The sequence below is a fragment of the Chryseobacterium oryctis genome, assembly GCF_025971925.1.
In the GTDB taxonomy this organism is placed as follows: domain Bacteria; phylum Bacteroidota; class Bacteroidia; order Flavobacteriales; family Weeksellaceae; genus Chryseobacterium; species Chryseobacterium oryctis.
Genome location: NZ_JAPDHV010000002.1, coordinates 1 through 25,376 on the forward strand (window position 1 = coordinate 1; position 25,376 = coordinate 25,376).

The 25,376-nt window shown below is 32.0% G+C and carries 24 protein-coding genes and 1 pseudogene; 22 read left to right on the forward strand and 3 right to left on the reverse strand.

The annotated features are described in order from the left end of the window. The first annotated feature begins 115 nt into the window (after positions 1 to 115). From OH806_RS03760 to OH806_RS03765, 3 genes and pseudogenes are all read left to right on the forward strand, one after another. Positions 116 to 799 carry a hypothetical protein gene (locus OH806_RS03760; protein WP_264742334.1) on the forward strand — a complete coding sequence of 228 codons (684 nt, stop codon included), beginning with the start codon at positions 116 to 118 and terminating at the stop codon, positions 797 to 799. A gap of 149 nt (positions 800 to 948) precedes the next feature. Then, positions 949 to 1,215, forward strand: a pseudogene (locus OH806_RS16635) (hypothetical protein); the annotation flags it as partial. Continuing rightward, positions 1,161 to 1,769, forward strand: coding sequence for a hypothetical protein (locus OH806_RS03765; RefSeq protein WP_264742335.1), 609 nt, complete (start codon positions 1,161 to 1,163; stop codon positions 1,767 to 1,769). The pseudogene OH806_RS16635 and the gene OH806_RS03765, both read left to right, overlap by 55 nt. Before the next feature lie 613 nt (positions 1,770 to 2,382). On the opposite strand, the gene infB is transcribed toward OH806_RS03765, so the two are convergent. The 3 genes from infB to rimP all read right to left on the reverse strand — a co-directional run bounded on the left by infB (position 2,383) and on the right by rimP (position 7,145). Further along, positions 2,383 to 5,349, reverse strand: a complete 2,967-nt coding sequence (gene infB, locus OH806_RS03770) for a translation initiation factor IF-2 (protein WP_264742336.1) — start codon at positions 5,347 to 5,349, stop codon at positions 2,383 to 2,385. 78 nt (positions 5,350 to 5,427) lie between these two features. Continuing rightward, a complete protein-coding gene (gene nusA / locus OH806_RS03775; RefSeq protein WP_264742337.1) occupies positions 5,428 to 6,663 on the reverse strand; it encodes a transcription termination factor NusA in 1,236 nt (411 codons plus the stop codon). 14 nt (positions 6,664 to 6,677) lie between these two features. Continuing rightward, a complete protein-coding gene (gene rimP, locus OH806_RS03780) occupies positions 6,678 to 7,145 on the reverse strand; it encodes a ribosome assembly cofactor RimP (protein ID WP_264742338.1) in 468 nt (155 codons plus the stop codon). Positions 7,146 to 7,365: 220 nt separating this feature from the next. On the opposite strand from rimP, the gene OH806_RS03785 reads away from it, so the two are divergent. The 19 genes from OH806_RS03785 to OH806_RS03875 all read left to right on the forward strand — a co-directional run bounded on the left by OH806_RS03785 (position 7,366) and on the right by OH806_RS03875 (position 25,375). Next, a complete protein-coding gene (locus tag OH806_RS03785; RefSeq protein ID WP_264742339.1) occupies positions 7,366 to 8,682 on the forward strand; it encodes a UDP-glucose dehydrogenase family protein in 1,317 nt (438 codons plus the stop codon). Continuing rightward, positions 8,683 to 9,762 (forward strand): dTDP-glucose 4,6-dehydratase, encoded by a 1,080-nt coding sequence (gene rfbB, locus OH806_RS03790; protein ID WP_264742340.1) that lies wholly within the window; start codon positions 8,683 to 8,685, stop codon positions 9,760 to 9,762. It begins immediately after the preceding gene. 13 nt (positions 9,763 to 9,775) lie between these two features. Next, entirely contained in the window at positions 9,776 to 10,639 is an 864-nt protein-coding gene (gene rfbA / locus OH806_RS03795; protein ID WP_264742341.1) for a glucose-1-phosphate thymidylyltransferase RfbA, read from the forward strand. A gap of 175 nt (positions 10,640 to 10,814) precedes the next feature. Beyond that, positions 10,815 to 11,663, forward strand: coding sequence for an ABC transporter permease (locus tag OH806_RS03800; protein WP_264742342.1), 849 nt, complete (start codon positions 10,815 to 10,817; stop codon positions 11,661 to 11,663). A 41-nt stretch (positions 11,664 to 11,704) separates the two neighbouring features. Continuing rightward, positions 11,705 to 12,964, forward strand: a complete 1,260-nt coding sequence (locus tag OH806_RS03805) for an ABC transporter ATP-binding protein (RefSeq protein WP_264742343.1) — start codon at positions 11,705 to 11,707, stop codon at positions 12,962 to 12,964. Further along, positions 12,961 to 13,362, forward strand: coding sequence for a sugar 3,4-ketoisomerase (locus OH806_RS03810; RefSeq protein WP_264742344.1), 402 nt, complete (start codon positions 12,961 to 12,963; stop codon positions 13,360 to 13,362). Before OH806_RS03805 ends, OH806_RS03810 begins: the two co-directional genes overlap by 4 nt. After that, positions 13,352 to 13,774, forward strand: coding sequence for a sugar 3,4-ketoisomerase (locus tag OH806_RS03815; RefSeq protein WP_264742345.1), 423 nt, complete (start codon positions 13,352 to 13,354; stop codon positions 13,772 to 13,774). Before OH806_RS03810 ends, OH806_RS03815 begins: the two co-directional genes overlap by 11 nt. Then, complete coding sequence (locus OH806_RS03820) at positions 13,764 to 14,312, forward strand: acyltransferase (protein WP_264742346.1); 549 nt, start codon at positions 13,764 to 13,766, stop codon at positions 14,310 to 14,312. The genes OH806_RS03815 and OH806_RS03820 overlap by 11 nt, the downstream gene beginning before the upstream one ends. Continuing rightward, complete coding sequence (locus tag OH806_RS03825) at positions 14,309 to 15,364, forward strand: acyltransferase family protein (RefSeq protein WP_264742347.1); 1,056 nt, start codon at positions 14,309 to 14,311, stop codon at positions 15,362 to 15,364. The genes OH806_RS03820 and OH806_RS03825 overlap by 4 nt, the downstream gene beginning before the upstream one ends. After that, positions 15,361 to 16,461 (forward strand): DegT/DnrJ/EryC1/StrS family aminotransferase, encoded by a 1,101-nt coding sequence (locus OH806_RS03830; RefSeq protein ID WP_264742348.1) that lies wholly within the window; start codon positions 15,361 to 15,363, stop codon positions 16,459 to 16,461. Before OH806_RS03825 ends, OH806_RS03830 begins: the two co-directional genes overlap by 4 nt. 10 nt (positions 16,462 to 16,471) lie before the next feature. After that, positions 16,472 to 17,371, forward strand: coding sequence for a glycosyltransferase family 2 protein (locus tag OH806_RS03835; RefSeq protein WP_264742349.1), 900 nt, complete (start codon positions 16,472 to 16,474; stop codon positions 17,369 to 17,371). 19 nt (positions 17,372 to 17,390) lie between these two features. Then, positions 17,391 to 18,563, forward strand: a complete 1,173-nt coding sequence (locus tag OH806_RS03840) for a glycosyltransferase (protein WP_264742350.1) — start codon at positions 17,391 to 17,393, stop codon at positions 18,561 to 18,563. A 55-nt stretch (positions 18,564 to 18,618) separates the two neighbouring features. Next, positions 18,619 to 19,287, forward strand: a complete 669-nt coding sequence (locus tag OH806_RS03845) for a Rossmann-fold NAD(P)-binding domain-containing protein (RefSeq protein ID WP_264742351.1) — start codon at positions 18,619 to 18,621, stop codon at positions 19,285 to 19,287. 9 nt (positions 19,288 to 19,296) lie between these two features. Then, a complete protein-coding gene (locus OH806_RS03850; RefSeq protein ID WP_264742352.1) occupies positions 19,297 to 20,217 on the forward strand; it encodes a glycosyltransferase family 2 protein in 921 nt (306 codons plus the stop codon). 69 nt (positions 20,218 to 20,286) lie between these two features. Then, entirely contained in the window at positions 20,287 to 21,204 is a 918-nt protein-coding gene (locus OH806_RS03855; protein ID WP_264742353.1) for a glycosyltransferase family 2 protein, read from the forward strand. Then, entirely contained in the window at positions 21,194 to 21,886 is a 693-nt protein-coding gene (locus tag OH806_RS03860) for a GNAT family N-acetyltransferase (RefSeq protein WP_264742354.1), read from the forward strand. The genes OH806_RS03855 and OH806_RS03860 overlap by 11 nt, the downstream gene beginning before the upstream one ends. Further along, positions 21,873 to 22,997, forward strand: a complete 1,125-nt coding sequence (gene rffA / locus OH806_RS03865) for a dTDP-4-amino-4,6-dideoxygalactose transaminase (protein ID WP_264742355.1) — start codon at positions 21,873 to 21,875, stop codon at positions 22,995 to 22,997. Before OH806_RS03860 ends, rffA begins: the two co-directional genes overlap by 14 nt. Before the next feature lie 10 nt (positions 22,998 to 23,007). Then, positions 23,008 to 23,793, forward strand: a complete 786-nt coding sequence (locus tag OH806_RS03870) for a class I SAM-dependent methyltransferase (protein ID WP_264742356.1) — start codon at positions 23,008 to 23,010, stop codon at positions 23,791 to 23,793. 4 nt (positions 23,794 to 23,797) lie between these two features. Next, entirely contained in the window at positions 23,798 to 25,375 is a 1,578-nt protein-coding gene (locus OH806_RS03875) for a hypothetical protein (RefSeq protein WP_264742357.1), read from the forward strand. The last annotated feature ends 1 nt before the right edge of the window (position 25,376 follow it).

The following is a 25,376-nucleotide window of genomic DNA, read 5'->3' on the forward strand; positions in this document are numbered from 1 at the left end:
GCAATATATTATTTATAATGATTACAAACAATGTATTTGTGAAATTTTACTAAAATTACAATATTTATAATGTTTTTACTTAAATTTGTATTATCAACCTTAATTTTTTTTAAAAATGAAAAAAGGAATACTCAATATCTTTCTCACTTTAAGCTCTATTTACCTATCAGCACAAGCTCCTATTTCTATTAATGATATAAAAAGTGAAGTCGCTGTTTTTAATAATATAAAAGGAGATAATTATGGCAAATCGTTAACATATGATCAAATAACAGGAACCCCATATCTGGACAAAAATTTCAACAAAGCTAAAGTATCACAAAAATACGAGGAGGTTCCTATCAGATATAATAGCTACAAAGATGAGATTGAATTTAAAAAGAATGAAACAATTTTAGTCCTTCCCAAAGACAGTGAGTTTTCTAAAATTCAATTTACCAATTCAAAACAAATAATAGCTTTAATTGAGACATCTGACGATTTAAGTGGATATTTTTTCAAACTCGTAGATGGAAAAAACAGCTTATACAAAAAAGATAAAATAATTTTTATTGATATCGTTCCCGCAGCAAACTCTTATGCAGCCGACAAACCTGCCGCTTTTAAGAAACTCCCTTCCATATATTACATCCAAACCGAAAAAGGAGAATACATTAAAAGACCCAAGAACCCAAAAGACATTATCGCACAATTTCCAGATAAAAAAGAAAGTTTAAACATCTTCTTCAAGTCTAATAAAATTAAGTTCGACAAAGAAGAAGACTTAGTAAAGCTTATTAATTTTTTAAATCAAGATTAATATAAACAAAAAAGGCTTAATAGTCAAAAATAGTTGTAAAATTTTCTGTAATGCCGATTATTATTGATGATACAGAAAGTTTATTGAACTTTGCTTCAATAAACTTTTTTTATGGCTGAAAATTCAAAAAAAAAAGTTGTTGGAGTTGCAAAAGTCTCAATGTAATTTCTTGGGGAAAGCAAAATGGCAAACGGCTTTTTAAATGCAAAACATGTGGTACTTCCCAAAATAGATCTGTAGGTTTGAAAAACAAAGAAATTTGGTTCAAAAAATGGATTATTGAAAAACAAACATATGAGCAAATTTCAGCAGAATCGGGACATTCGGTAAGCTCTCTTCAGCGATATTTCAATATGATGCTTTGGGAAAAGATCCAAACCTCAGTTATAGTCAGAATAAGGATGTTTATTTATTGATTGATGGTATATATTTTTCCAATGAAATTTGTTTGGTCGTATATAGAGATAATGTGTTTAAACAAACTCAACTATATAGAATTACAAACGGAGAGCATTATCAGGAACTTAAAGAAGATTTAGAAAATATTCTGAACTTAGGAATTAAAATTGGCGGAATAACCTGCGATGGCGATAAGTCTTTATTGAAAGCCATTCGTAAGGTTTGTCCGAAAGTTCCTGTTCAGAGGAGCTTGGTTCATATTCAGAGGATGTGCAAAATACAGCTTTCTGCTTATCCAAAGTCTGAAGCGTGTTTTGAACTTCGTGAGATGATTTCCAAACTTCATTTTATTGATAGTGAAGTTAAAAAGCAATATTGGATTAAAGAATTTTTGGACTGGTCTGAAAAGCATCAGGGATTTTTAAATGAAAAATCTTATAGTGAGGAAACAGGAAGATATTGGTATACACACAAGATGGTAAGAAGGTGTTTTTCAGTTATTAAAAAGCTTTGCCTAATATGTTCACCTTCCTTCAAAATCATAAAATCCCGAAAACAACTAATGAAATAGAATCTTTTTTTGGGCATCTAAAAGCTAATCTTAACTTGAGTTCGGGATAAGAAATAACAACAAAAGGATTTTCAAAACACTGATAATAAATACAATGACAATTTTTTATTAGGATTCTAGATTTTTAGTCCTCTAAAATTTTATAATAAATGAATAAAATATTTCAATTTACACTTATTTTATATCCTGAAAATTAAGAGAATGAGGTAAGAAATTAGAAAATTTAATTTAAACACCTGATTTATTAATACTTACGAAAAATCCTTATCCCGAACTCAGGTTAATCTTAATATTCACCGAGGACTTACCAAAACTCGGAGAAAAAAGTTTATTCAGTGGTATCTTTTTTATAAAAATGAAAAGTGGTAAAAGGTTTTTTAAGCCATAAAGCTGTTCAAAATAAGGATGACAAAACCACCCTTATAAACTATCGTTTACAGCGTTGATTATATTGCTGATAAGTCGCTCCTCAGCAGAGCTTATTTCCTCTTCCAATCAACCGCCAAATATTACGAATTATTTTTGTTAAAAACACCAACTATTTTTGACCACATTACCACAAAACAAAAAACCATCTTAAAAAAGATGGTTTTTTTATTTATAAGAAACTAAGTTATTTCAACTTTTTCTTTACTGCAACTTCTTCGTAAACCTCAAGAATATCACCTATTTCGATATCATTATAGCCTTTCAGATTCAATCCACATTCGTAACCTTTTGTGACTTCCTTAACATCATCTTTGAAACGCTTTAAGCTCTCAAGTTCGCCATCAAATTTAACAATACCATCTCTCAACAAACGTACTTTAGATTGTCTTGTAACTTTTCCGGTAAGAACCATACATCCTGCAATCGTTCCAACTTTAGAAATCTTGAACACTTCACGGATTTCCACGTTACCGATTACCTGCTCCTGAATCTCTGGAGAAAGCATACCTTCCATCGCCTCTTTTACCTCATCAATCGCCTTATAGATTACAGAATATGTTCTAATTTCAATTTCCTCACGATCTGCAAGTTCTTTTGCGTTAGCACCTGCTCTTACATTAAACCCTATAATAATTGCATCTGAAGCTGTTGCCAGGTTGATATCAGACTCAGTGATTTGTCCTACACCTGAGTGAAGAATCTTCACACTGATTTCCTCCGTTGATAATCTCTGTAACTGATCAGAAAGCGCTTCTACGGAACCATCCACATCACCTTTAAGGATAATGTTCAGTTCTTTGAATTCTCCTAAAGCAATACGTCTTCCTAATTCTTCAAGCGTTGTATGCTTTTTAGTTCTAATCGACAATTCTCTCTGAAGCTGTTCTCTCTTGTTCGCAATTGCCTTCCCTTCACTTTCATCGGCATAAACCTTAAATTTATCTCCAGCTGTTGGCGCTCCATCCAATCCTAAGATTGTTGCAGGAATTGACGGCCCTGCCTCTGAAAGATTTTTACCTCTTTCATCAAGCAAAGCTTTCACTTTACCGTGATTCTTTCCTGCTACTACGTAATCCCCTACTCTTAAAGTTCCAGTTTGCACCAACATTGTAGCAACATAACCTCTACCTTTATCTAAAGACGCTTCAATAACAACTCCATTTGCAGAACGGTTGGGATTTGCTTTTAATTCAAGTAATTCAGCCTGTAATAAAACTTTTTCAAGCAACACATCTACATTATTACCAAACTTAGCAGAAATTTCCTGCGCCTGAACATTCCCTCCCCATTCTTCTACCAAAATATTCATTCCGGAAAGCTGTTGACGGATATTATCAGGATTAGCATTTGGCTTATCAACTTTATTGATAGCTATAATCATTGGAACACCAGCAGCCTGTGCGTGAGAAATCGCTTCTTTTGTTTGAGGCATTACATCGTCATCGGCAGCAATTACAATAATTGCAATATCCGTAACCTGTGCTCCTCTCGCTCTCATCGCTGTAAACGCTTCGTGCCCCGGAGTATCTAAGAATGTAATTCTTTGACCATTTTCCAATTTCACATTATAAGCACCAATATGCTGTGTGATACCTCCTGATTCACCTGCAATTACATTGGTTTTTCTAATATAGTCAAGTAACGATGTCTTACCATGGTCAACGTGCCCCATTACCGTAACAATAGGAGCTCTTGGTAATAAATCTTCAGCGCTATCCACTTCTTCATCCTCTTCAGACTCACCTAAATCAGCATCAGAGAATTCAATTTTATAACCAAACTCATCAGCAACCAATAATAATGTATCAGCTTCTAGTCTTTGGTTCATTGTAACCATTACACCAAGAGAGAAACATGCAGAAATTACTTCAGTTGGAGAAACGTTCATCAAACTTGCTAATTCACCAACAGTAATAAATTCTGTAACTTTTAAAGTTCTGTCCTGAGCATCAATTTCCTGCTGACGTTCATCTTGTTCTCTACGGAAGTTTCTCTTATCTTTTCTGTGTTTTGCTGATTTAGACTTACCTCCTTTATTTGTTAATTTCTCAAGAGTCTCCTTAATTTGGTTTTTAACTTGTTCATCAGTCAACTCAACAGGCATTGTTCTTTGACCTGGTCTGTTATTCCCAAAACGGTTACCTCCTCCTTGACCTTGTGGGCGATTTCCGCCACCCTGACCTTGCGGACGGTTTCCTTGATTATTTCCAAAACGGTTTCCGCCACCTTGACCCTGTGGACGATTTCCTTGACCACCTTGACCTTGCGGACGGTTTTGATTATTTCCATGAGGGCGGTTTCCTTGACCTCCTCCTTGGTTATTATTTCCGCCTTGCTGATTATTTCCACCCTGTTGGTTGTTATTACCTCCAGGTTTTTCAATTCTTTTTCTTTTTTTCTTCGCTCCAGAACTCGGCTTTGATGCAAATTGAGTTAAGTCAATCTTTTCCCCGACAATTTTAGGCCCATCAAGTTTTTGATAAACTGTTTCAATTTTTTGAGGTTCTTGAGACTCTTCTTCAGTTTTTTCAGCCTGAACTTTCACATCAACTGGTTTAGCAGGAGCTTCAACAACTGGTTTTGGAGTTTCTTTTACAGGCTCAACCTCTTCCTTTTTAACAGGCTTTTCTTCAACCTTCTTTTCCTCCGCTTTTGGTTTATCTTTTTTTACAGGTCTATTTCTAGTCTCTATTTGAGACAAATCAATTTTATCCAGAACTTTAAATTCCTGTTTTTCAGAAGTCGCTTTTACTTCCGGAGAAGCAGGAATCGCTTCCTTATTTTCCTCAACTACAGGAGTCGGTTTTTCAACAGGAGTTTCTACAACTTCAGACTTTTTAGGTTCTAAATCTATTTTACCTAAAATTCTAGTTTCTGGTTTGTTAGCTTTAGCTCTTATTACTTCAGGGGTTTTCTTTTCTTCAATTTCCAGTTTTTCTTCCGGAACTTTAGTAATTACCACCTCATGAGAAGCCTTACGTTGCTCACCATCTTTGGCAAACTCAGCTTCTAATGCAGAATATGCCGCTTCTTCTAATTGAGCGTTAGGATTGCTTTCAACCTCAATGCCTTTTGACTGTAAAAACTCTACTAATCTAGACATCGAAATATTGAATTCCTTAACCGCTTTATTTAATCTAATTTTTGGCATCTATATTATTTACTGTTTTTTAATTCTTAAAATTAAAGTATTTCTTTTTTACTGTTTATTAAAATTTATTTACAAATCTTAATCTTCAAATTCTTCTCTTAGAATACGTTTCACTTCTTCAATAGTTTCCTCTTCAAGGTCAACCATATTCAGAAGACTTTCAGTTTCTTTATCTAATACTGATTTCGCAGTAGTAAGACCTACTTTCTTAAACTCATCCAAAATCCACTGCTCGATATCGTCATTAAATTCTCTCAATTCAACATCGTCATCTTCACTAGATTCTCTATGTACATCAATTTCATAACCTGTCAACCAAGAAGCAAGTCTAATGTTTTGACCTTGCTTTCCGATAACTTTAGAAATCTCTTCAACAGGAGTATATACTAATGCATAATTTTGCTCCTCATTGATGTCAATTTTATTGATGGTAACATTACCTAAAGCTCTCTTCACCAAAATCTCAGGGTTTTTAGACCACTGAATAACATCGATGTTTTCATTTCTCAACTCTCTTACAACTCCATGAATTCTTGAACCTTTCACTCCCACACAAGCTCCTACAGGGTCAATTCTGTCATCATAAGCATCCACCGCAATTTTTGCTTTCTCTCCAGGAATTCTTACTACTTTTTTCAAGATAATAGTACCATCTTGGATCTCAGGAATCTCCAGTTCCAACAATTTCTCAAGAAACTTAGGCGCTGTTCTGGAAATAATAATCTGCGGTTTTGAACCTTTAAAATCTACTGTTTCAACAATAGCTCTGATATTTTCTCCTTTTTTAAAGAAATCTGACGGAATCTGATTTTCTTTCGGCAAGATAAATTCATTTCCTTCATCATCCAACAAAATAACATGTTTGTGACGTATGTGATGAATTTCGCCTACAACAATCTCCCCGATTTTATCTCTAAACTGCTCATACAACATAGCATTATTATGCTCCTGCAATTTAGTAGCCAATATTTGCTTTAAGGTAAGAATATTTCTTCTTCCTAATTGAGCAACAGGAATTTCCATTGTAAAATCCTCCCCAACTTCGAATGTAGGATCTATCTTCTTTGCTTCAGAAATTTCAATTTCCAAATCATCATCTTCCGACATTTCATCTTCTACAATCGTTTTATTTAAAAATATCTGAAAATCTCCTTTATCGGGGTTTACAATTACATCAAAATGATCATCCGAATCATATCTTTTTCTTAAAAGAGTTTTCAGAGAATCTTCAATAATTGCCATAAGATCAATCTTACTGATCCCTTTTTCGTCTTTAAAATCACCAAAGGATTCAATCAACGCTATATTATCCATTTATTTTTTTTCTTTTAAAATTTAATTGTTACTAATGCTTTTTTTATCTCAGAGTACGGAATTTCTTTTTCCTCCTCCACATCTACTTTACCCTTTCCTATATCTTTAGGCTTACGATAACGTAGCATAAGTGTAATTTTTTCATCATCCACTTTTATCAACTCAGCTTCAACTTTAGTAGAATCATTCAATAACACTTCAATATCTCTCCCAATATTCTTTCTAAATTGTCTAGGCGTTGAAAGAGGTTCGCTCAATCCTGCCGACATCACCTGTAGACTAAAATCATGTTCTTCACGATCCATATTAAATTCTATTGCACGGCTCGCATCCAGACAATCTTGCAACGAAACCCCATTATCACCGTCTAAAGTCACCGTGATATCATCTCCAGCAGAAATTTTTAAATCAATAAGAAACAAATCTTTCCTAGTCTCAAGAAATTCGTTTAATAATTCTTCAATTCTTTTTTTAAACTCCATACAATCACTTAAATCTTGATTTACCGTACGAAAAAAGGCTTTCTTCCGAAGGCCTTTCCATTATTTTTCCGTAAATCCATTGCAAATATACACTTTTTTTTCAAAAAATCAAAATCATCTTATAATCAAACAAATAACTAAAAAATGATTTACCTTAATTTAAAGGAATGGAATGAAAGTATTTTTACTATTTTTGTCATTTAATTTAAAAACATACATTTTGAATATTACTATTGTAGGAACAGGTTATGTAGGATTAGTTACAGGAACAACCTTAGCAGAACTTGGTAATTCGGTCTACTGTGTAGATATTGATGAAAAAAAAGTAGAGGGTATGAAAAACGGCATCGTTCCCATCTATGAGCCGAACCTGGAAGAAATGTTCTTAAGAAACATTCAGGCTGAAAGGTTATTTTTCACTACCGACCTAAAAGAAGCACTCGATAAAAGTGAAGTTGTTTATTTAGCTTTGCCAACCCCTCCAGGAGAAGATGGGTCGGCTGATTTATCTTACGTTATTAATGTTGCCAGTAATATCGGCGAAATAATGTCAGAATACAAGGTAATTGTAAATAAAAGTACTGTTCCTGTAGGAACAGCCGATAAAGTAAGAGAGGTTATTTCTTCAAAAACAAACATCCCTTTTGATGTAGTTTCTAATCCGGAATTCTTGAGAGAAGGCTTTGCAGTTGAAGACTCTATGAACCCATCAAGGGTTGTTGTCGGTGCAAGTTCTGATAAAGCCAAAGAGATCATGGCTAAAATTTACCAACCATTTACCAATACGGGAATTCCTATTATATTTATGGATGAAAAATCATCCGAACTTACAAAATATGCTGCAAATTCATTTTTAGCTGTAAAAATTACATTCATGAATGAAATTGCGAACTATTGCGAAAAAGTAGGAGCAGATGTAGACAAAGTAAGACTTGGAATGGGAAGTGACGACAGAATCGGTCACAGATTTTTATTCCCCGGAATTGGATATGGAGGAAGCTGCTTCCCTAAGGATGTAAAAGCTTTAATCAAATCAGGAAAACAAGAAGATTTTAACTTCCAAATTCTTGAAGCAACAGAAAGTGTAAACACAGCCCAAAAAGTAATTTTAGTATCCGAAATTGAAAAATATTTTGGAGGAAATATAGAAGGAAAGAAAATTGCAATGTGGGGATTAGCCTTTAAAGCCAATACTGATGACATTCGCGAAGCATCTTCTTTAGATAACATTGAACTTCTTTTAGGAAAAGGCGCGAAAATTGTAGCTTATGATGCAATTGCCGAAAGCAATGTAAAAAAACTTCTAGGAGACAAAATACAATATGCAAAAAGTATGTATGACGCATTGGAAAATGCAGATGCATTATTCATTGCCACAGAATGGCCGGAATTCAAAAATCCTAACTTTGAATTAATGGCTAAAAAAATGAATGCTAAGGTAATTTTCGACGGAAGAAATATGTACCCATTAGAAATTCCAAAACAAAACGGATTCTATTACAAAAGCATTGGTAGAAAAACAATAGAAAATAACTAGATGAAAAATATAATCATTACAGGAGGAGCCGGATTTATAGGCTCACATGTGGTAAGAGAGTTTGTAAAAAACAATCCGAACACCACAATTATCAACCTTGATGCTCTTACTTATGCTGGAAATCTTGAAAATTTAAAGGACATTGAAAATGAACCTAATTATATTTTCGAGAAAGCAGACATTACAAAACCTGAAGAATTAAGGAAAGTATTCGAAAAATATAATCCGGACGCAGTAGTTCATTTAGCTGCAGAAAGTCATGTAGACAGAAGTATTACAGATCCTATGGCTTTCATCAATACCAATGTAAACGGAACTGCTAACCTTCTTAATCTTTGCAAAGAGTTTTGGACGTTAAATCCAGACCACACCCACGGAAGATTTCCTAATGAAAAAAGAAACAATCTTTTCTATCACATTTCTACCGATGAAGTCTATGGAAGTCTAGGAGAAACAGGTTTTTTCTTAGAAACAACAGCTTACGATCCGCAATCTCCATATTCAGCTTCAAAAGCAGCTTCCGACCATTTGGTAAGGTCATATGGAAATACTTACGGAATGCCTTTTATTGTTTCAAACTGTTCAAACAATTATGGCCCGAATCATTTCCCTGAAAAGTTAATTCCTCTTTGTATTTCAAATATCATTAATGAAAAACCATTACCTATTTATGGTGACGGAAAATATACAAGAGATTGGCTATTTGTAATTGACCACGCAAGAGCAATTCATCAGATTTTTAATGAGGCTAAAACAGGGGAAACATACAATATTGGAGGATTCAATGAATGGCAAAATATTGATCTGGTAAAAGAACTTATTAAACAAATGGATGCCAAGCTAGGAAAACCGGAAGGTTATTCTGAAAAACTAATCACTTTTGTAAAAGATAGACCTGGTCATGATAAACGTTACGCCATTGACGCTACAAAATTGAATAAAGATTTGGGCTGGAAACCATCTGTAACATTTGAAGAAGGACTTTCAAAAACAATTGATTGGTATCTTGACAACAAAGAATGGCTTGAAAATGTCACAAGCGGAGATTACCAGAAATACTACGAAAAACAGTATAATTAAACACACAAAACAGATGAAAGGTATCATTTTAGCCGGAGGTTCAGGCACAAGACTCTACCCATTAACAATTGCAGTAAGCAAGCAGTTAATGCCGGTATATGACAAACCAATGATTTATTACCCGCTTTCCACATTATTGTTGGCAGGAATTAAAGATATTTTAATCATTACAACTCCGCACGACCAAGCCGGATTTATTAAACTTTTAGGTGATGGTTCACAGATTGGTTGTAATATTGAATATGTAGTACAACCAAGCCCAGACGGTCTTGCACAGGCATTTATTTTAGGAGACCAATTTATTGGAGATGACTCTGCGGCTTTAGTTTTAGGTGATAATATTTTTTATGGTTCTGAAATGGGAACTTTATTAAAAAATAAAACAAACCCGAACGGAGGGGTCGTTTTTGCTTATCATGTTTCAGATCCTGAAAGGTATGGTGTTGTAGAATTCGACCAAGACTTCAAAGCTATTTCTATTGAAGAAAAACCTTTACAACCTAAATCAAATTATGCTGTTCCCGGACTATATTTTTATGATAATGACGTTGTAGAAATTGCAAAAAACATCCAACCATCAAAGAGAGGAGAATTAGAAATTACCGACGTAAACAATGTTTATTTAAAGAACGGCAAATTAGAAGTTGGTGTTTTAGATAGAGGTACAGCATGGTTAGACACAGGTACATTTGACTCTCTTCATGACGCTTCAGAATTTGTGAGTGTTATTGAAAAAAGACAAGGATTTAAAATCGGCTGTATTGAAGAAATTGCTTTCAGGAATAATTTCATCAACGAAGAAAAGCTTCTTGAGACAGCTAGTAAATATGGCAAAAGTGGATATGGAGAATATCTGAAAAAACTAGTAGACAAATAGCAATCCAATTTTAAATATTTACAAACTATTTATCATTATGATTGATAGTTTTTGTTCATAACAACAAATATTAATATATTAGTTGTTGTTTTCTGGTTTTATGCAAACAATAATTCATAATCCAGAAAACGCTAAGATATTTAATTATTATAAATTTGTAAAAATTTTCACACAGATGAATGAACCACAACAGAAGTGGACAGAAACAATAGAAGCAAAACATTCTTTGCTTGATTTACAACTTAAAGAAGTATGGAGATATAAAGATCTTGTTTACATGTTTGTAAAAAGAGATTTTATATCAAGCTTTAAGCAGACTATCCTAGGACCTATTTGGTTTTTTATCAATCCTGTTTTTACAACAATCACATATCTGATTATTTTTGGCAAATTTGCCAAACTTTCTACTGATGGTGCTCCGGGAATAATTTTTTATCTTGCCGGTGTTACTTTATGGAATTATTTTTCAGGGGCCCTACTCGCTACTTCGGCGACTTTTACAGGCAACGCAAATATTTTTGGTAAAGTTTATTTTCCTAGACTTGTTATTCCAATTTCAATTGTACTTTCTAACCTAATGAGATTAAGCGTTCAGTTTTTATTATTTTTAATTGTATGGGTATATTATACTGCTAACCATCAAATATCCCCTAATTGGTGGATTTTGGCAACTCCACTTTTGATAGTTCTTATGGCATTGTTTTCATTAGGTGTAGGTATGATATTTTCTGCACTTACCACGAAATACAAAGATTTAAGTATGCTATTAACATTTGGCGTAAGTTTATTGATGTATGCAACGCCAGTAATTTATCCGGTATCTATGCTCCCTGGATATTTTAGAAATATAGCAAAGTTCAATCCTCTGACAGGTATTTTTGAATGTTTTAAATACGGCTGGCTAGGTGTCGGAGATTTTTCTCCGGTAATGCTTATGGTAAGTTCTTGTATAATTTTAGTACTTTTATTTCTAGGTATTGTTATCTTCAATAAAGTAGAAAAAACATTTATGGATACGGTATAATCCGTATGAAAAACACCTGATAAAAATAAAACACAGAAAACATGCTAGCTCTAAAAGCAGAAAACATATCAAAACAATATCGATTAGGACAAGTAGGAACAGGCACTCTTTCTCATGACCTAAACAGATTCTGGTACAAAGTAAGAGGAAAAGAAGACCCTTATTTAAAAATTGGTGAAACTAATGATAGAACATCAAAAGGAGATTCAGACTATGTTTGGTCCCTTCGTGATATCAATTTTGAAATCGAACAAGGGGATGCAGTCGGAATTATCGGAAGAAATGGTGCCGGAAAATCTACATTACTAAAACTTTTAAGCAAAGTAACAAAACCTACCACAGGAAAAATATTTACCAACGGAAGAATCGCTTCTTTATTGGAAGTAGGCACGGGATTTCACCCAGAAATGACGGGTAGAGAAAACGTTTACCTTAACGGAGCAATTCTGGGTATGACAAGAAAAGAAATCACAAGAAAATTTGATGAAATTGTAGCTTTTTCTGGTGTAGAAAGATATATAGACACTCCTGTAAAAAGATATTCATCAGGGATGTATGTTCGTCTCGCATTTGCTGTCGCAGCACATTTAGAATCCGAAATTTTAATTGTTGATGAAGTTTTAGCCGTAGGTGATGCTGAATTTCAAAAAAAATGTCTCGGAAAAATGGGAGACGTTACAAAGGGAGAAGGCAGAACAATTCTTTTTGTAAGCCACAACATGACAGCTGTAAAAGAGCTTTGTAGCAAAGGTATTCTTCTCAGCCAAGGCACACTTGCTTATGAAGGGAATATGTTGAATACCATTATTGAATATCAGAAAAACAGTACTACAGCAACATCTTATCATTATAACGGAAATATTAATGATGCTTTAGGAAATGAAAAAATCCGAGTAAAAGAATTTTCGGTCAATCCTATTCAGGGAAATTTAATTGATATTGAATCTGGAGTACGAGTGAAATTGGTTTTTGAAAACTATTTTCCAAATATCAATCTAGATACTACATTTGAATTGAAAAACTATGAAGAGCTCATTATCTTCCATGTTGGAAAACTCATTACAGAGAATAATGATTCTAAAATAGGAGAATATATTGTGGAATTTGATATACCTGCAGGATTATTAAATGCCGGAAATTACTATTTTAAACTTATATTCGGAAGAAACCAAACAGAAGTATTATTCGCTATGGATAATTTTATTGGTTTTGAAGTTGAAAACGTAAAAGTTGGTAGCAAACTACATCTTTATCCTGGAATTACAAGACCTACTTTTGAATATAAAATACAAGCACCATGATTCCTAAAATAATTGAACTTCCAAAAATATATGACAAAAGAGGAAATCTTTCTTTTTTTGAACATCCGGGCCAACTTCCCTTTGAAATAAAAAGAACTTATTGGATCTATGATGTTCCAGGGGGAGAAACAAGAGGAAGTCATGCTTTCAAAGAACAACAGGAATTCATTATTGCTCTCTCAGGAAGCTTTGATGTAGTTATACATAACGGGAAAGAAGAGCAAAGATTTTCTCTCAACAGGTCTTATTATGGGCTTTATATTCCCAAATTGTATTGGAGAAAATTAGAAAATTTCTCTACCAATTCATTAGCAATTATTGTTTCTGATCAGGCTTACAACCAAAATGACTATATCAGAGATTTTGAAGAATTTAAAAAGTTTGTAAATGAAAAATAAACTTTCAGTATTTGACTGCAGTGTCATAGATCTGGGCAAAGTAAGCTTTGATGAAGGGAACCTTACTGTTGTTGAAAATGGTTCAGATTTTCCGTTTGATGTCAAAAGGATATTTTATTTGTATGATATTGCAGGAGGAGAAAGCCGTGGTGCACATTCTCACAAAGAATGTCATCAATTTCTAATTGCTGCAAGTGGAAGTTTTGAAGTTTCTTTAGACGACGGAAAATTCAAAAGACAAGTTTTTCTTAATCGTCCAGACATTGGTCTCCATATTCCTCCTGGAATTTGGGCATCTGAAATTAATTTTTCATCAGGAGCCATTTGCCTAGTCTTGGCTTCTCACCATTATAACGAGCTGGATTATGTAAGAGATTATGATACTTTTTTAAAAATACAAAATGAATTATAAGATTCATAATTTAGCCGATGTCCAAACCGAAAACATAGGAGAAAACACTATGATTTGGCAATTCTGTGTAATTTTAAAAGGTGCCGAAATTGGTAAAAACTGCAATATTAATTGCAATGTTTTCATTGAGAATGATGTAAAAATAGGAGATAATGTTACAATAAAACCTGGTGTTCAGGTTTGGGACGGTGTAACATTAGAAGATAATGTTTTTGTAGGACCTAATGTTACATTTACCAATGATCTCATCCCACGATCTAAGCAATACCCAGCGGAATTCGCTAAAACTTTAGTTGAAAGAGGTGCGTCAATTGGGGCAAACTCTACTATTATTGCAGGAAATACAATTGGTAAAAACGCCTTGATTGGGGCAGGAAGTGTTGTAACTAAAAACATACCTGCAAACACTGTTTGGTTCGGAAATCCGGCAAAGCAAACAGGCTACATTACTTCAGAGGGAAAAATATTAGATTTAAATATGATAGATAAAGAAGGTAATTCTTATCAATTCTTAAATGATGAATTTTTGAAAAAATGATTAAGCCTTTAACTTCTTTGAGATTCTTTTTTGCGTTTTGCGTTTTCTTAAGCCATTTATCTTATCTAAAATATGATGGTCGATATAAAGGTATTTTTGAAAACATATTTTCAGAAGGTTTCTTGGGAGTTAGTTTCTTTTTTATACTAAGTGGTTTTATACTCGCTTTAAACTATAGAGATAAATTTAAAAATAAAAATATCTCTTTAAAAAAATTCTATATTGCTAGATTTGCACGCATCTATCCACTGTATTTTTTCACAATGTTAGTTTCTATCCCTACATTCTATAGTAGTCTTAAAATATTGTTTTGTAACATTTTACTAATTCAGAGTTATATTCCTGACCAACTATATTTTTTCTCCTACAATGCTCCATCATGGAGTATTTCTGATGAAATGTTTTTTTATGCTTTATTTCCTTTTTTAATTGGTATTGGTTTTAAATTTAGTAAAGTTTTGAAAATAGTATTATTAATAACATTTATAGCATTATTACTTGTATTAAACAATTTATTACCAGAAGAAAAAATCCATTATTGGCTCTATATATCACCTTTTACAAGAATATTTGATTTTATATTAGGAATTCTTTTGTTTGAAATTGCACTTTACCTTAAAAGAAAAAAGACATTACATAAAAAATCATTTATCTTTTTAGAAATTGGAGCGTTAAGCATTTTAGTATTATCATTTATATGTCATTTGTATGTACCAATAAGTTATAGATTTTCAATTTATTATTGGCTACCAATGTGCTTAATAATATTAAGTGCAGCAAATTCTTACATTTCGGAAAGTAATATAACTTGGTTCACGAAATTTCTCTCATGGAAATGGTTCGTATATTTGGGTGAGATAAGTTTTGGATTTTATCTTATTCATTATTTAGTCATAACTTACACACAAAAATATAATGGTTTAATCGGGATTCAACTTAATGGTATTCCTTTAGCCTTATTGATGTTTTTTATAACACTTATTGCAAGCATTTTTGCTTACGAAGCAATAGAAAAACCGTTTAATAAAAAATTAAAAAATTTATTCTCATGATAAAGTTCCTAGATCTACAAAAAATCAATTTAGCATATCAACAGGAAATTGAAACAAAGCTTTTAGAAGTTTTTCGTTCAGGATGGTATCTTATGGGTAACGAATTAAACAATTTCGAAGAAAACCTTTCAAAGTATATTGGAGCCAAGCATGCCATTGGAGTTGCTAATGGTCTTGATGCGCTGCGCTTAATACTTCGTGCTTATATTGAACTTGGAATTATGAAACAGGGGGATGAAATTATTGTTCCCTCAAATACTTATATAGCTTCCATCCTTGCTATTTCTGATAACAATTTGGTCCCTATCTTAGTAGAACCCGAAATCAATACTTATAACATTAACATTTCTAAAATAGAAGAAAAAATCACTCCAAAAACAAAAGCAATACTTATTGTTCACCTTCAGGGAAGGGTTGTTTTTTCAAACCAGCTTAAAGAAATTGCTAAAAAACATAATTTAAAAATCATTGAAGATAATGCTCAGGCAATTGGCGCAGAATGGGATGGTATAAAATCCGGAAATCTTGGCGACGCTGCCGGATTTAGCTTTTATCCAGGGAAAAATCTTGGTGCCTTAGGAGATGCAGGAGCTGTAACAACTAATGATGATGAACTTGCAAAAGCAATCAGGGCTTTAGCTAATTACGGTTCTAACAAAAAGTATGTAAATATTTACAAGGGATTAAATTCCAGGCTTGATGAAATTCAAGCTGCTGTTTTAGATGTAAAGCTTAAATATATAGATAATGAAAATACAATCCGAAGAGAGATTGCAAAAAAATTCATTAGCGAAATAACAAATCCTTCAATTATCCTTCCTGAAAATCCGACTAATGAAAAAGAACATGTTTGGCATGTATTCGTAATACGTTCAGAAAAAAGAGATGAATTGCAGGCATATCTTACCGAAAACGGTATTCAAACGATTATTCACTACCCTATTCCACCTCATCATCAAGAGGCGTATAAAGAATGGAATACCTTATCTTTTCCAATAAGTGAGAAAATACACGAAGAAGTACTAAGCTTACCTATTTCTCCAGTAATGACGGAAGATGAGATATCAAAAATAATAAGTGTTGTAAATAAATTTTAAAAAAATTATTTTGAAAGAAAAGGAAATAGTAAGTATTGTTGTCTGCTGCTATAATCAGGAAAAATATATAAGAGAATGTTTGAACAGCATTAAGGCTCAAACCTATTCTTCTATACAATTAATCCTTGCAGATGATGCTTCTCAGGACAAATCTGTAGAGGTATTTGAAGCTTGGCTGGAAGAGAACAATTACATCGCAACCACGAATTTCCATCAGAAAAATACAGGACTTTCTGCTATGCTCAATGAATGCATTGAACTAGTAGAAGGAAAGTATGTGAAAATAATTGCTGCAGACGATTTTTTACATCCAGAAGCTATCGAAAAATGTATTACAAAACTAGAAAACCTAGGCAATGCCTATGGAATGATTTTCACAGATACTTATGCGATAGATGATAACTCGAGCATCATATCAGATATTGCAGACTATAACACGACAGGTACTTTAGAACCAATTGTTTTCAGAGATGAACTTCTGAAAGGAAACCGAATTCCTGCACTAACGGTTGTGATGAGAACCGATGTACTGAAAGAAACAGGTAAATATGATTCAAAATTTTTGGTTGAAGATTATTACCGATGGTTGAAAATCAACGAAAAATATTTTATTTCTTACATTCCTGAAAAGCTGGCATATTATAGAATACATACCCAAAATATTTCTGCAGTAAAAGCAGAAAGGATTAATCTTGAATTCGCAATGCTTCAAACCATGTTTGATAAAAAAGGAATTGCAAGACATAAGATTAACGGATTTGTTCAAGATAAATACCTGGCAAATCAGAAGATACCTCAGGAATTTTTCGCACTTTACAAAAACTATCCCTTCAATATAAAAAGACTGGTTTTTTGTGTGCAATACCACGTTCCTCCAAGTATGTATAAAATAGCTTGTAAATATTTTTAATTCCAAAATAAACAAAAAGATGAAACAAAAATTAAAAGTAGGCGTTATTGCTTCCCCTTCTCTCTCTGGAGGGAACAATGTTATTTTTGAGCATGTTTCTCATATTCATAAGCGAGGAAATCTTGATATTATTCTCATTTTTGAAAATAAAGTAGAGGATAAAGATTTATTTTGGTTTGAAGGGCTGCAGAATGTTAAAAGACTCACCCTAAAAGAGGCTGAAAAGATTAATTTTGATGTACTTATTGCAACTTTCTGGAGAACCTGCTATTTACTTAAAAATCTAAATGCCAATAGCTACTTGTACTTTAATCAATCTGTTGAATCCAGATTTTATCCAGATAATGATTTTAATACAAAAAATGCTGCAGAATCGACATATCTCTTAGATCTTAATGTTATTACTGAAGCCAGCTGGATTCAAAAATATGTTAAAAATAATTATAACATTGATGCTAAATTGGTTCTAAATGGTATAAAAAAAGAAAACTACTCTATTTCTGGTGAAACTCATGCCCCAAGAGAAAAAGGTAAACTTAGGGTTTTGATAGAAGGAAATATCAGCAGTAGCTTTAAAAATGTTCCCAAGACAATAGAAATTTGCAAAAAATCGAAAGCTGATGAAATTTGGCTCTTAACCAATTCTCCTATTTCTCAGTATGAAGGAGTTAGCAGAGTATTTTCTAATATACCTACCCACGAAACACAAAAAATTTATCGCTCTTGTGATGTACTTGTAAAACTAAGTACCATCGAAGGTATGTTTGGTCCTCCGTTAGAGATGTTCCATTGTGGAGGCACAGCTATCACCTACAACGTTACAGGACACGAAGAGTATATGAAGCATGATTTCAATTCGCTTATAGCCGAAATGAATGATGACAATAAAATTCTTGAGTATATCAATCTACTAAAAGATAGCCCTGAAAAGCTTGAAACTTTAAAGAAAAATGCTATTTCAACTTCTGAGCAATGGTATAATTGGGAAGATGCATCTCTTGCATTTGAGAAGGCAATATTAGAAAGTATTAACAACAAACAAACAAGTAAGCAAGTACTTCAGACAAAAATTCAATTATTTGAAAACTGGTATAAAAACACCAATGAGATTATTAATGTGATGAAAAAAACAGAAAGAAAATTAGGATTAAAAATTCATTATAAATTAGCTTCCTTTTTCAAAAGATTTTAATGCTGAATTTATAAACAAAGATGAAAATTAAATAACAAAACTCATATCTTTATATATGATTATAGGAAACGGGCTTATCGCAAACTCATTAAGAAATATAGATTCAGAGGATAATTTATTCTTTGCATCTGGTGTTTCAAATTCCCTCGAAACCAGAAATTCTGAATTTGAAAGAGAGTTTTTGCTAATAAAAGACACTCTAAAAAATTATAAAGAAAAGAAATTTATATACTTTTCGACTCTAAGTGTAAACGATTTATCAAAACAAGACAGCCATTATGTACTGCACAAATTGGCAATGGAAGATTATATTAAAAATAATGCTGAAAAATATCTTATTTTAAGAATAGGAAATATTGTAGGCAAAGGAGGAAATCCTAATACACTTTTCAATTATCTTAAAAATCAAATCATAAATAATAATAAATTTGTAGTTCATAGCAACGCAAGAAGGTTACTAATTGATATGGATGATATTAATAAGTTTTTATTAAACATTTGTCCGGATATTAATAGTAAGATAATCAATTATGCCTTCCCCTACTATTATAATCTGAAGGAGATTATAACTGCTATTGAAGATAAAATTGGCAAAAAAGCCATTTATGATGAAATAAATGAAGGAGATTTTTACAAAGTCTCTTTTGATGAGCATATCAATACTTTTTTCTCAAATGTAAAGTCTGAAGATTACATAAAAACTTTAGCAGAAAAATATATTTAAACAACTAAGATGCAAAAGGTTTATTTTATTATTGTTACATATAATGCCATGAAATGGGCGGAAAGATGCTTTACAAGTTTAAGAAACTCATGCATCCCTGTACAATCTATTGTAATTGATAATGGCTCTGTTGACGGTACACAGGAATACATTAAAACCAATTTCCCTGAAGTTGATTTTATACAATCTGAAGAAAATCTTGGCTTTGGAAAAGCCAATAACATAGGTATAGAAAAAGCATATAAAGAAGGGGCTGACTTCTTCTATCTCATGAACCAGGATGCGTGGATTTATCCGGAAAGTATTCAGCAATTATTAGATGTATACAATAGTCATCCTAGTAATAAAGAGATTGGTATTTTAAGCCCGATGCATTTGGATGGAACCGAAAAATACCTTGACATTTTCTTAGACAAATATATTGCTACCAATTTTGAAAAAACAAGACTCATTTCTGATTTATATTTTCAAAGTCTAAAATCGTATTATGAAATAAGTTTCATTAATGCAGCACATTGGTTTATTCCCAGACAGACTATTGAAGTTGTAGGAGGATTCAACCCCTATTTCTTCCATTATGGAGAGGACAATGAATATGTAAACCGCATTCACTTTCATAAAAAGAAGATTTTACTAGCTCCAAAAAGTAAAGTTGTGCATGACGGAAAACAAGTTTTAGGAAAAGTTGATTATGGTAAGTATAAGGATTTATCAATCGAAACAAAAATTTTAAATCCTAATTTTCCGGATTCTTTACAACAAGAAAAAAAAGCTCTTTTACAGAGTTTTATTAAAAATTCTTTTACAGGTAATATCAAACAAGCAAAAAAAATATTGAAAAGATATAATGAGGTAAAGAAGAACAGTTCAGAACTTACAAAAATTAAACACAAAATAATAACTGAAAAAAATACATTTCTCAATCTATAATTAAAGTTGTATTTTAATACAAAAACAGATTGTTTATTTATATTTGAAAAAAATTTATTCCCTTAATTCATGATTAGCATTGTTAGTCCTGTATACAGAGCAGAGAAAATACTCCCATTACTAGTTTCCGAAATATCCAATATTGCGAACAAAATCGGAGAAGATTACGAAATCATTCTAGTGGATGACAGAAGTCCTGATGATTCTTGGGAAGTAATGAAATCCCTTGCTAAAAAAAATGACCACTTAAAAGTATATAGATTAAGCCGCAATTTTGGGCAACACCCTACCATTATGGCAGGTTTAAGCAAAGCAAAAGGTGATTGGATTGTTGTTATGGATTGTGATCTACAGGATCAGCCTAAAGAAATAGAGAAATTATACCAAAAAGCAATTGAAGGCTACGATGTTGTACTTGCAAGAAGAGAAATCAGAATTGATTCTTTTATAAAAAAACTGAGCTCAAAAATATTTTATAAAGTTTTTAATTATTTGGCTGGTATAGAAATAAATAATGAAATCGCCAATTTTGGAATTTATAAAAGAAAAGTTGTTCAGTCTATTTTAAACATTAATGATAATATAAAATTCTTCCCTTTATTTGTCAATTGGGTAGGTTATAAGACAACTGCTATTTCTGTAGAACATGCATCTAGAGAAGAAGGAAAATCAGCATATAACCTTTCAAGACTTATTTCTCTTGCATTCAATGTAATCATATCATTTTCAGATAAACCACTTAAAATATTCGTCGGTTTTGGAGCTGCAATTTCTTTACTTTCCATTATTGTAGCAGGTTACTTTGCTGTTACCTACTTTGAAGGGAAGATTACAGAACCAGGATTCAGTTCTATCATTTTATCTATTTGGTTTTTATCAGGTGTTATAATAAGTTGTATAGGAATTGTGGGCATTTATTTAGGAAAAACATTTAACCAAACCAAAAACAGACCAGTTTTTATAATAGACGAAGCATATGAAGATTAACGAATTACAATGGGACTCTGATTTTTTTAAAAAGAAAATAGGAGACATAACATTAAAAGATAAAGAAGATGTAGATACATCTGAAGATTATGACCTTATAGTTGTAAAACAATTCGCAGATTTTGAACAGAATTTAGCAGGTTATAGTCTTTCGTTTAAAGAAACTAAGGTTAATTTCATAAAAACTCTGTCTAAAGAATCTAAACCTATTTATGAAATCATCAAAGATACTGATGAGGATACAAGAGATGAAGATTTCTTTAAAGAGCTAGCTTATGAAAGTGGAAAAATGAGCAGATTTCTACTTGATAAAAGGTTTGGAGAAGCGAAGTTTAAAGAACTTTATGACATGTGGGTTATCAATAGCTTAAACAAAAAATTTGCTGTCAAAGTTTTTTACATTGAAGAAGACAATAAAGCTATAGGCTTTGTAACGGTTCAAAAATATGATAGTCTAGGAAAGATCGGTCTTATTGCCACTCATCCCGAATATCAGGGAAAAGGTTTCGGAAAAAAACTATTGGATAAGGCAGAAAACTTCTGTATTAAAAACGGAATTACCCACTTGGAAATTCCTACACAAAAAGAAAATATTCAGGCTTGTTCTTTTTATAAGAAACAAGGCTATGAGATAAAAGATGAAATAATAATAAAACACTTTTGGAAGAATGATTCCCTTTAATAAACCATACCTCACAGGAAAAGAAACTAAATATATCGAAGAAGCAGTAGCATCAGGGAAAATTTCAGGAAACGGAATTTTCACACAAAAATGTCAGGCTTTTTTTGAAGAAAAATATGGCTTTAGAAAAGCATTGCTTACAACATCATGTACAGATGCTTTAGAGATGTGTGCTTTATTAGCAAATATTAATCCTGGAGATGAAGTAATAGTTCCCGATTACACGTTTGTTTCTTCAGCTTTGGCTTTTGTGAGACAAGGAGCAAATATTGTTTTTGCAGATTCATATGATAACAATCCGAATATAGATGCCAATAAAATTGAAGAATTAATTACCGAAAAAACAAAAGCAATTGTTGTTGTACATTATGCAGGTATTGCGTGTGATATGGAAAAAATCCTAAGTATTGTCAACAAGCATAATCTTATATTAATAGAAGATGCAGCACAGGCTATAGACAGCTTTTACACCTTCAAAGACGGTACTCAAAAAGCATTGGGAAGTATTGGTCATTTAGGAGCTTTTTCTTTTCATGAAACCAAAAATATCATCTCAGGAGAAGGAGGTATGCTTACTATAAATGATGAAAAATTTATCAACAGAGCGGAAATAATTTGGGAAAAAGGTACAAATCGCTCCATGTTTTTCCGCGGAGAAATCAATAAATACGGATGGGTAGATACAGGCTCTTCATTCTTACCCAGCGAAATTATTTCTGCATTTTTGTGGGCACAATTAGAAAACCTTAACGACATTCAACAAAAAAGATTAGAAATCTGGGACAGATACTATAACGGATTAAAAAACAATTCTAAAATTTCTTTACCGATTATTCCTGAATATGCTACAAATAATGCCCATATGTTCTACATCATTTGTGAAAACTTAGATGACAGAACTGCACTTATCAAAAAACTTAAAGACAATGGTATCTTAGCGGTTTTTCATTATCTATCATTACACAAAAGTGAATATTATAATCAAAAACACGATAAAAGAGAGCTGCCAAATTCTGACCATTTTGAAGAAAATCTCTTAAGGTTACCACTATTCTATGAACTATCAGAGAATGAGCAACAAAGAGTAATTGACTTAATTAATGAATTTTAAATAATTTTCCATGAAAAAAGTAAATCCAGAAGTATTCAAAGATCAATATCAGGTAAAAAATGGAAAATATATTTTCATTCCTGTTCAGGAAGAAGTGGTGACAGATTTCCTTGATAAAATAAAATATAAAATAAAGAAATTCAACAAGATATATAGTTCATTGATAGAAATCATCAGTCCTGTATATCCCCAGCCTTTTTTTGATGCAAAACGTATCATCAGAAACGAAATAAAAGGAAAAAATGTAGTTGCATTAAACCTCGGAAGCGGAAATTCTGACTTCGGAGATGATTTATTAAACGTTGATTTGCTTCCTTATGATAATGTAGATATTATTTGTGATATCGAGAAAATCCCTTTTAAAGATAACTCTATCGATTACATTATCAATATTGCTGTTTTAGAACATGTTCCCAACCCTCAAAAAGTGATTTCAGAGATACACAGGATTTTAAAGCCTGGAGGAAAAATTTATTGTTTTATTCCTTTCATGCAGCCTTTCCATGCCTCTCCGTATGATTTTCAAAGATTTACATATGAAGGCATGAAACATCAGTTTAAGGATTTTGAAATAAAAAAACTTAAACCAATAGGTCCTACATCTGGTATGTTATGGGTTGTTCAGGAATGGTTTGCATTGGTTTTTTCTTTTGGTATAAAGCCACTTCACACCTTTCTGTATCTTCTTTTTATGATTGCTACGTTCCCTATTAAATTTTTAGATGTTATTTTACAATATTATCCTATGAGCAAAAATATGGCTTCCGGATTTAGTATTTGGGCAGAAAAAAAGTAATGAAATGGAAAAAACACACTACAAATATGAAAATATTCTCAGTTGGATCTTTGTAATAGGTGCAATATTTACAGGTTATATTGTTTATTCAAACCTTGATAAAGGATTTATCTTTAATGATGAAGCTTTCTATTTATTTTTTTATAGAGATCATGATACACTGCCAACAATAGATGCGACCAATTTCTATCGTATCTTTAAAGTTTTATACACTGAAAACATTTACCTTTTCAGGTGCATTACTTATGGATTATTAAATATTTCCACATTTATATTTTATTTTCTCATTAGTAAATATTATAATCTTAAGGTTAATGCATTTTTAATAGGCTGTTTAGGTATAGCACTCAACTTTATAACTTGGGGAATCAGTAATATTGTAATTCACCAGTATATAGGAAATACAATTCTTATAAATTTTTCATTAGCTTTTATTCTAATTCATCTTTTATATAAAAAACTTTTCCCTTTAATAATAGCTGGGTTTTGCATGGGGTTACTTTTATTCAATGGTATTCCTCATACAATTGTACTGATACCTATCGCAGGTTTTTTACTATTTAATTTTTGGAAAAACTCAAAAGAAACAATTGTTTATACTCTCATCGGGGGAATAATAGGAATCATTTTCTATTTTACTTTTATAGAAAGTTTCTCAACTTTCATCTCACAATTTGAGTGGATTAAATATTATAAAGAATTCCACACCAAACAGCATCCTAAAAGATTTTATGCTATTTGGATACTGAAAGTTTTAGGGTTTATTTTTATCCCAACAGGTGTTTTGCTTGGATATATTCATAAAATTTCCAAAAGAAAAGTTCAGGATTTGAATGTAATTCTCATAATTCTTACTGCTATTTTTATTATTTCAAATCTCTTTTACCCGTCAATTTATATTAATTATGTGTTATTTGCTCTTTTAATATACAGATATTCTTTAGAAAATATCAGTGATATAAAAAAGACAATGCTTATTGTTTTATTTTTGATTCCTTTTGGGTTATCATTTGGTTCAGGAGCCTATTTTGAAACAAGAGGAGGACTTTATAATATATATCCGTATTTATCTTTAATAATTATTCTACTCTCATTATACAACATAAAATATTATATACTATTTATCATTTTATTTGCTTACAACTGCATCACGTATCCTAATATTCTTCATGATAAAGGTTGGAAAGATTTTGTAGTTACTGAACAAACTGAGAATGTAAAGGTAAATGGGTATGACCTATATTTAGATAAAGGAAGAAAAAAGGACATTGAAGACCTTCGACCTTATTTAGAAAATCAAAATAATGTAATCTATTCAAGTAACCATTTAATGGGGTATTTGTATATTTTAAATGCAAAACCTCCTATTTATTATTACTTTACTTTAAAAGATTACGTTAAATTTGTTATTGAAAAACGGGGAAAGAAACCAGATGATTTCATATATATTGAAAGTAATGACTACCCTTTCAGCCCGAAAGAGATTGTTCCTTTAAAGTTTGTAAAACATCCCGAAAAATATCAAGTAATAAAAACCGGAAGATTTACAGTATACCTTCCTTCAAATTTTTCAAAAAAATAAA

Coding starts and splice junctions, on each gene's coding strand:
- OH806_RS03845 (WP_264742351.1), top strand. CDS start 18,619: ATGATTATAGGAAACGGGCTTATCGCAAACTCATTAAGAAATATAGAT.
- OH806_RS03830 (WP_264742348.1), top strand. CDS start 15,361: ATGATAAAGTTCCTAGATCTACAAAAAATCAATTTAGCATATCAACAG.
- OH806_RS03850 (WP_264742352.1), top strand. CDS start 19,297: ATGCAAAAGGTTTATTTTATTATTGTTACATATAATGCCATGAAATGG.
- OH806_RS03825 (WP_264742347.1), top strand. CDS start 14,309: ATGATTAAGCCTTTAACTTCTTTGAGATTCTTTTTTGCGTTTTGCGTT.
- rfbA (WP_264742341.1), top strand. CDS start 9,776: ATGAAAGGTATCATTTTAGCCGGAGGTTCAGGCACAAGACTCTACCCA.
- rffA (WP_264742355.1), top strand. CDS start 21,873: ATGATTCCCTTTAATAAACCATACCTCACAGGAAAAGAAACTAAATAT.
- OH806_RS03800 (WP_264742342.1), top strand. CDS start 10,815: ATGAATGAACCACAACAGAAGTGGACAGAAACAATAGAAGCAAAACAT.
- OH806_RS03815 (WP_264742345.1), top strand. CDS start 13,352: ATGAAAAATAAACTTTCAGTATTTGACTGCAGTGTCATAGATCTGGGC.
- OH806_RS03840 (WP_264742350.1), top strand. CDS start 17,391: ATGAAACAAAAATTAAAAGTAGGCGTTATTGCTTCCCCTTCTCTCTCT.
- rimP (WP_264742338.1), bottom strand. CDS start 7,145: ATGGAGTTTAAAAAAAGAATTGAAGAATTATTAAACGAATTTCTTGAG.
- OH806_RS03820 (WP_264742346.1), top strand. CDS start 13,764: ATGAATTATAAGATTCATAATTTAGCCGATGTCCAAACCGAAAACATA.
- OH806_RS03855 (WP_264742353.1), top strand. CDS start 20,287: ATGATTAGCATTGTTAGTCCTGTATACAGAGCAGAGAAAATACTCCCA.
- OH806_RS03870 (WP_264742356.1), top strand. CDS start 23,008: ATGAAAAAAGTAAATCCAGAAGTATTCAAAGATCAATATCAGGTAAAA.
- OH806_RS03805 (WP_264742343.1), top strand. CDS start 11,705: ATGCTAGCTCTAAAAGCAGAAAACATATCAAAACAATATCGATTAGGA.
- rfbB (WP_264742340.1), top strand. CDS start 8,683: ATGAAAAATATAATCATTACAGGAGGAGCCGGATTTATAGGCTCACAT.
- OH806_RS03760 (WP_264742334.1), top strand. CDS start 116: ATGAAAAAAGGAATACTCAATATCTTTCTCACTTTAAGCTCTATTTAC.
- nusA (WP_264742337.1), bottom strand. CDS start 6,663: ATGGATAATATAGCGTTGATTGAATCCTTTGGTGATTTTAAAGACGAA.
- OH806_RS03810 (WP_264742344.1), top strand. CDS start 12,961: ATGATTCCTAAAATAATTGAACTTCCAAAAATATATGACAAAAGAGGA.
- OH806_RS03860 (WP_264742354.1), top strand. CDS start 21,194: ATGAAGATTAACGAATTACAATGGGACTCTGATTTTTTTAAAAAGAAA.
- OH806_RS03875 (WP_264742357.1), top strand. CDS start 23,798: ATGGAAAAAACACACTACAAATATGAAAATATTCTCAGTTGGATCTTT.
- infB (WP_264742336.1), bottom strand. CDS start 5,349: ATGCCAAAAATTAGATTAAATAAAGCGGTTAAGGAATTCAATATTTCG.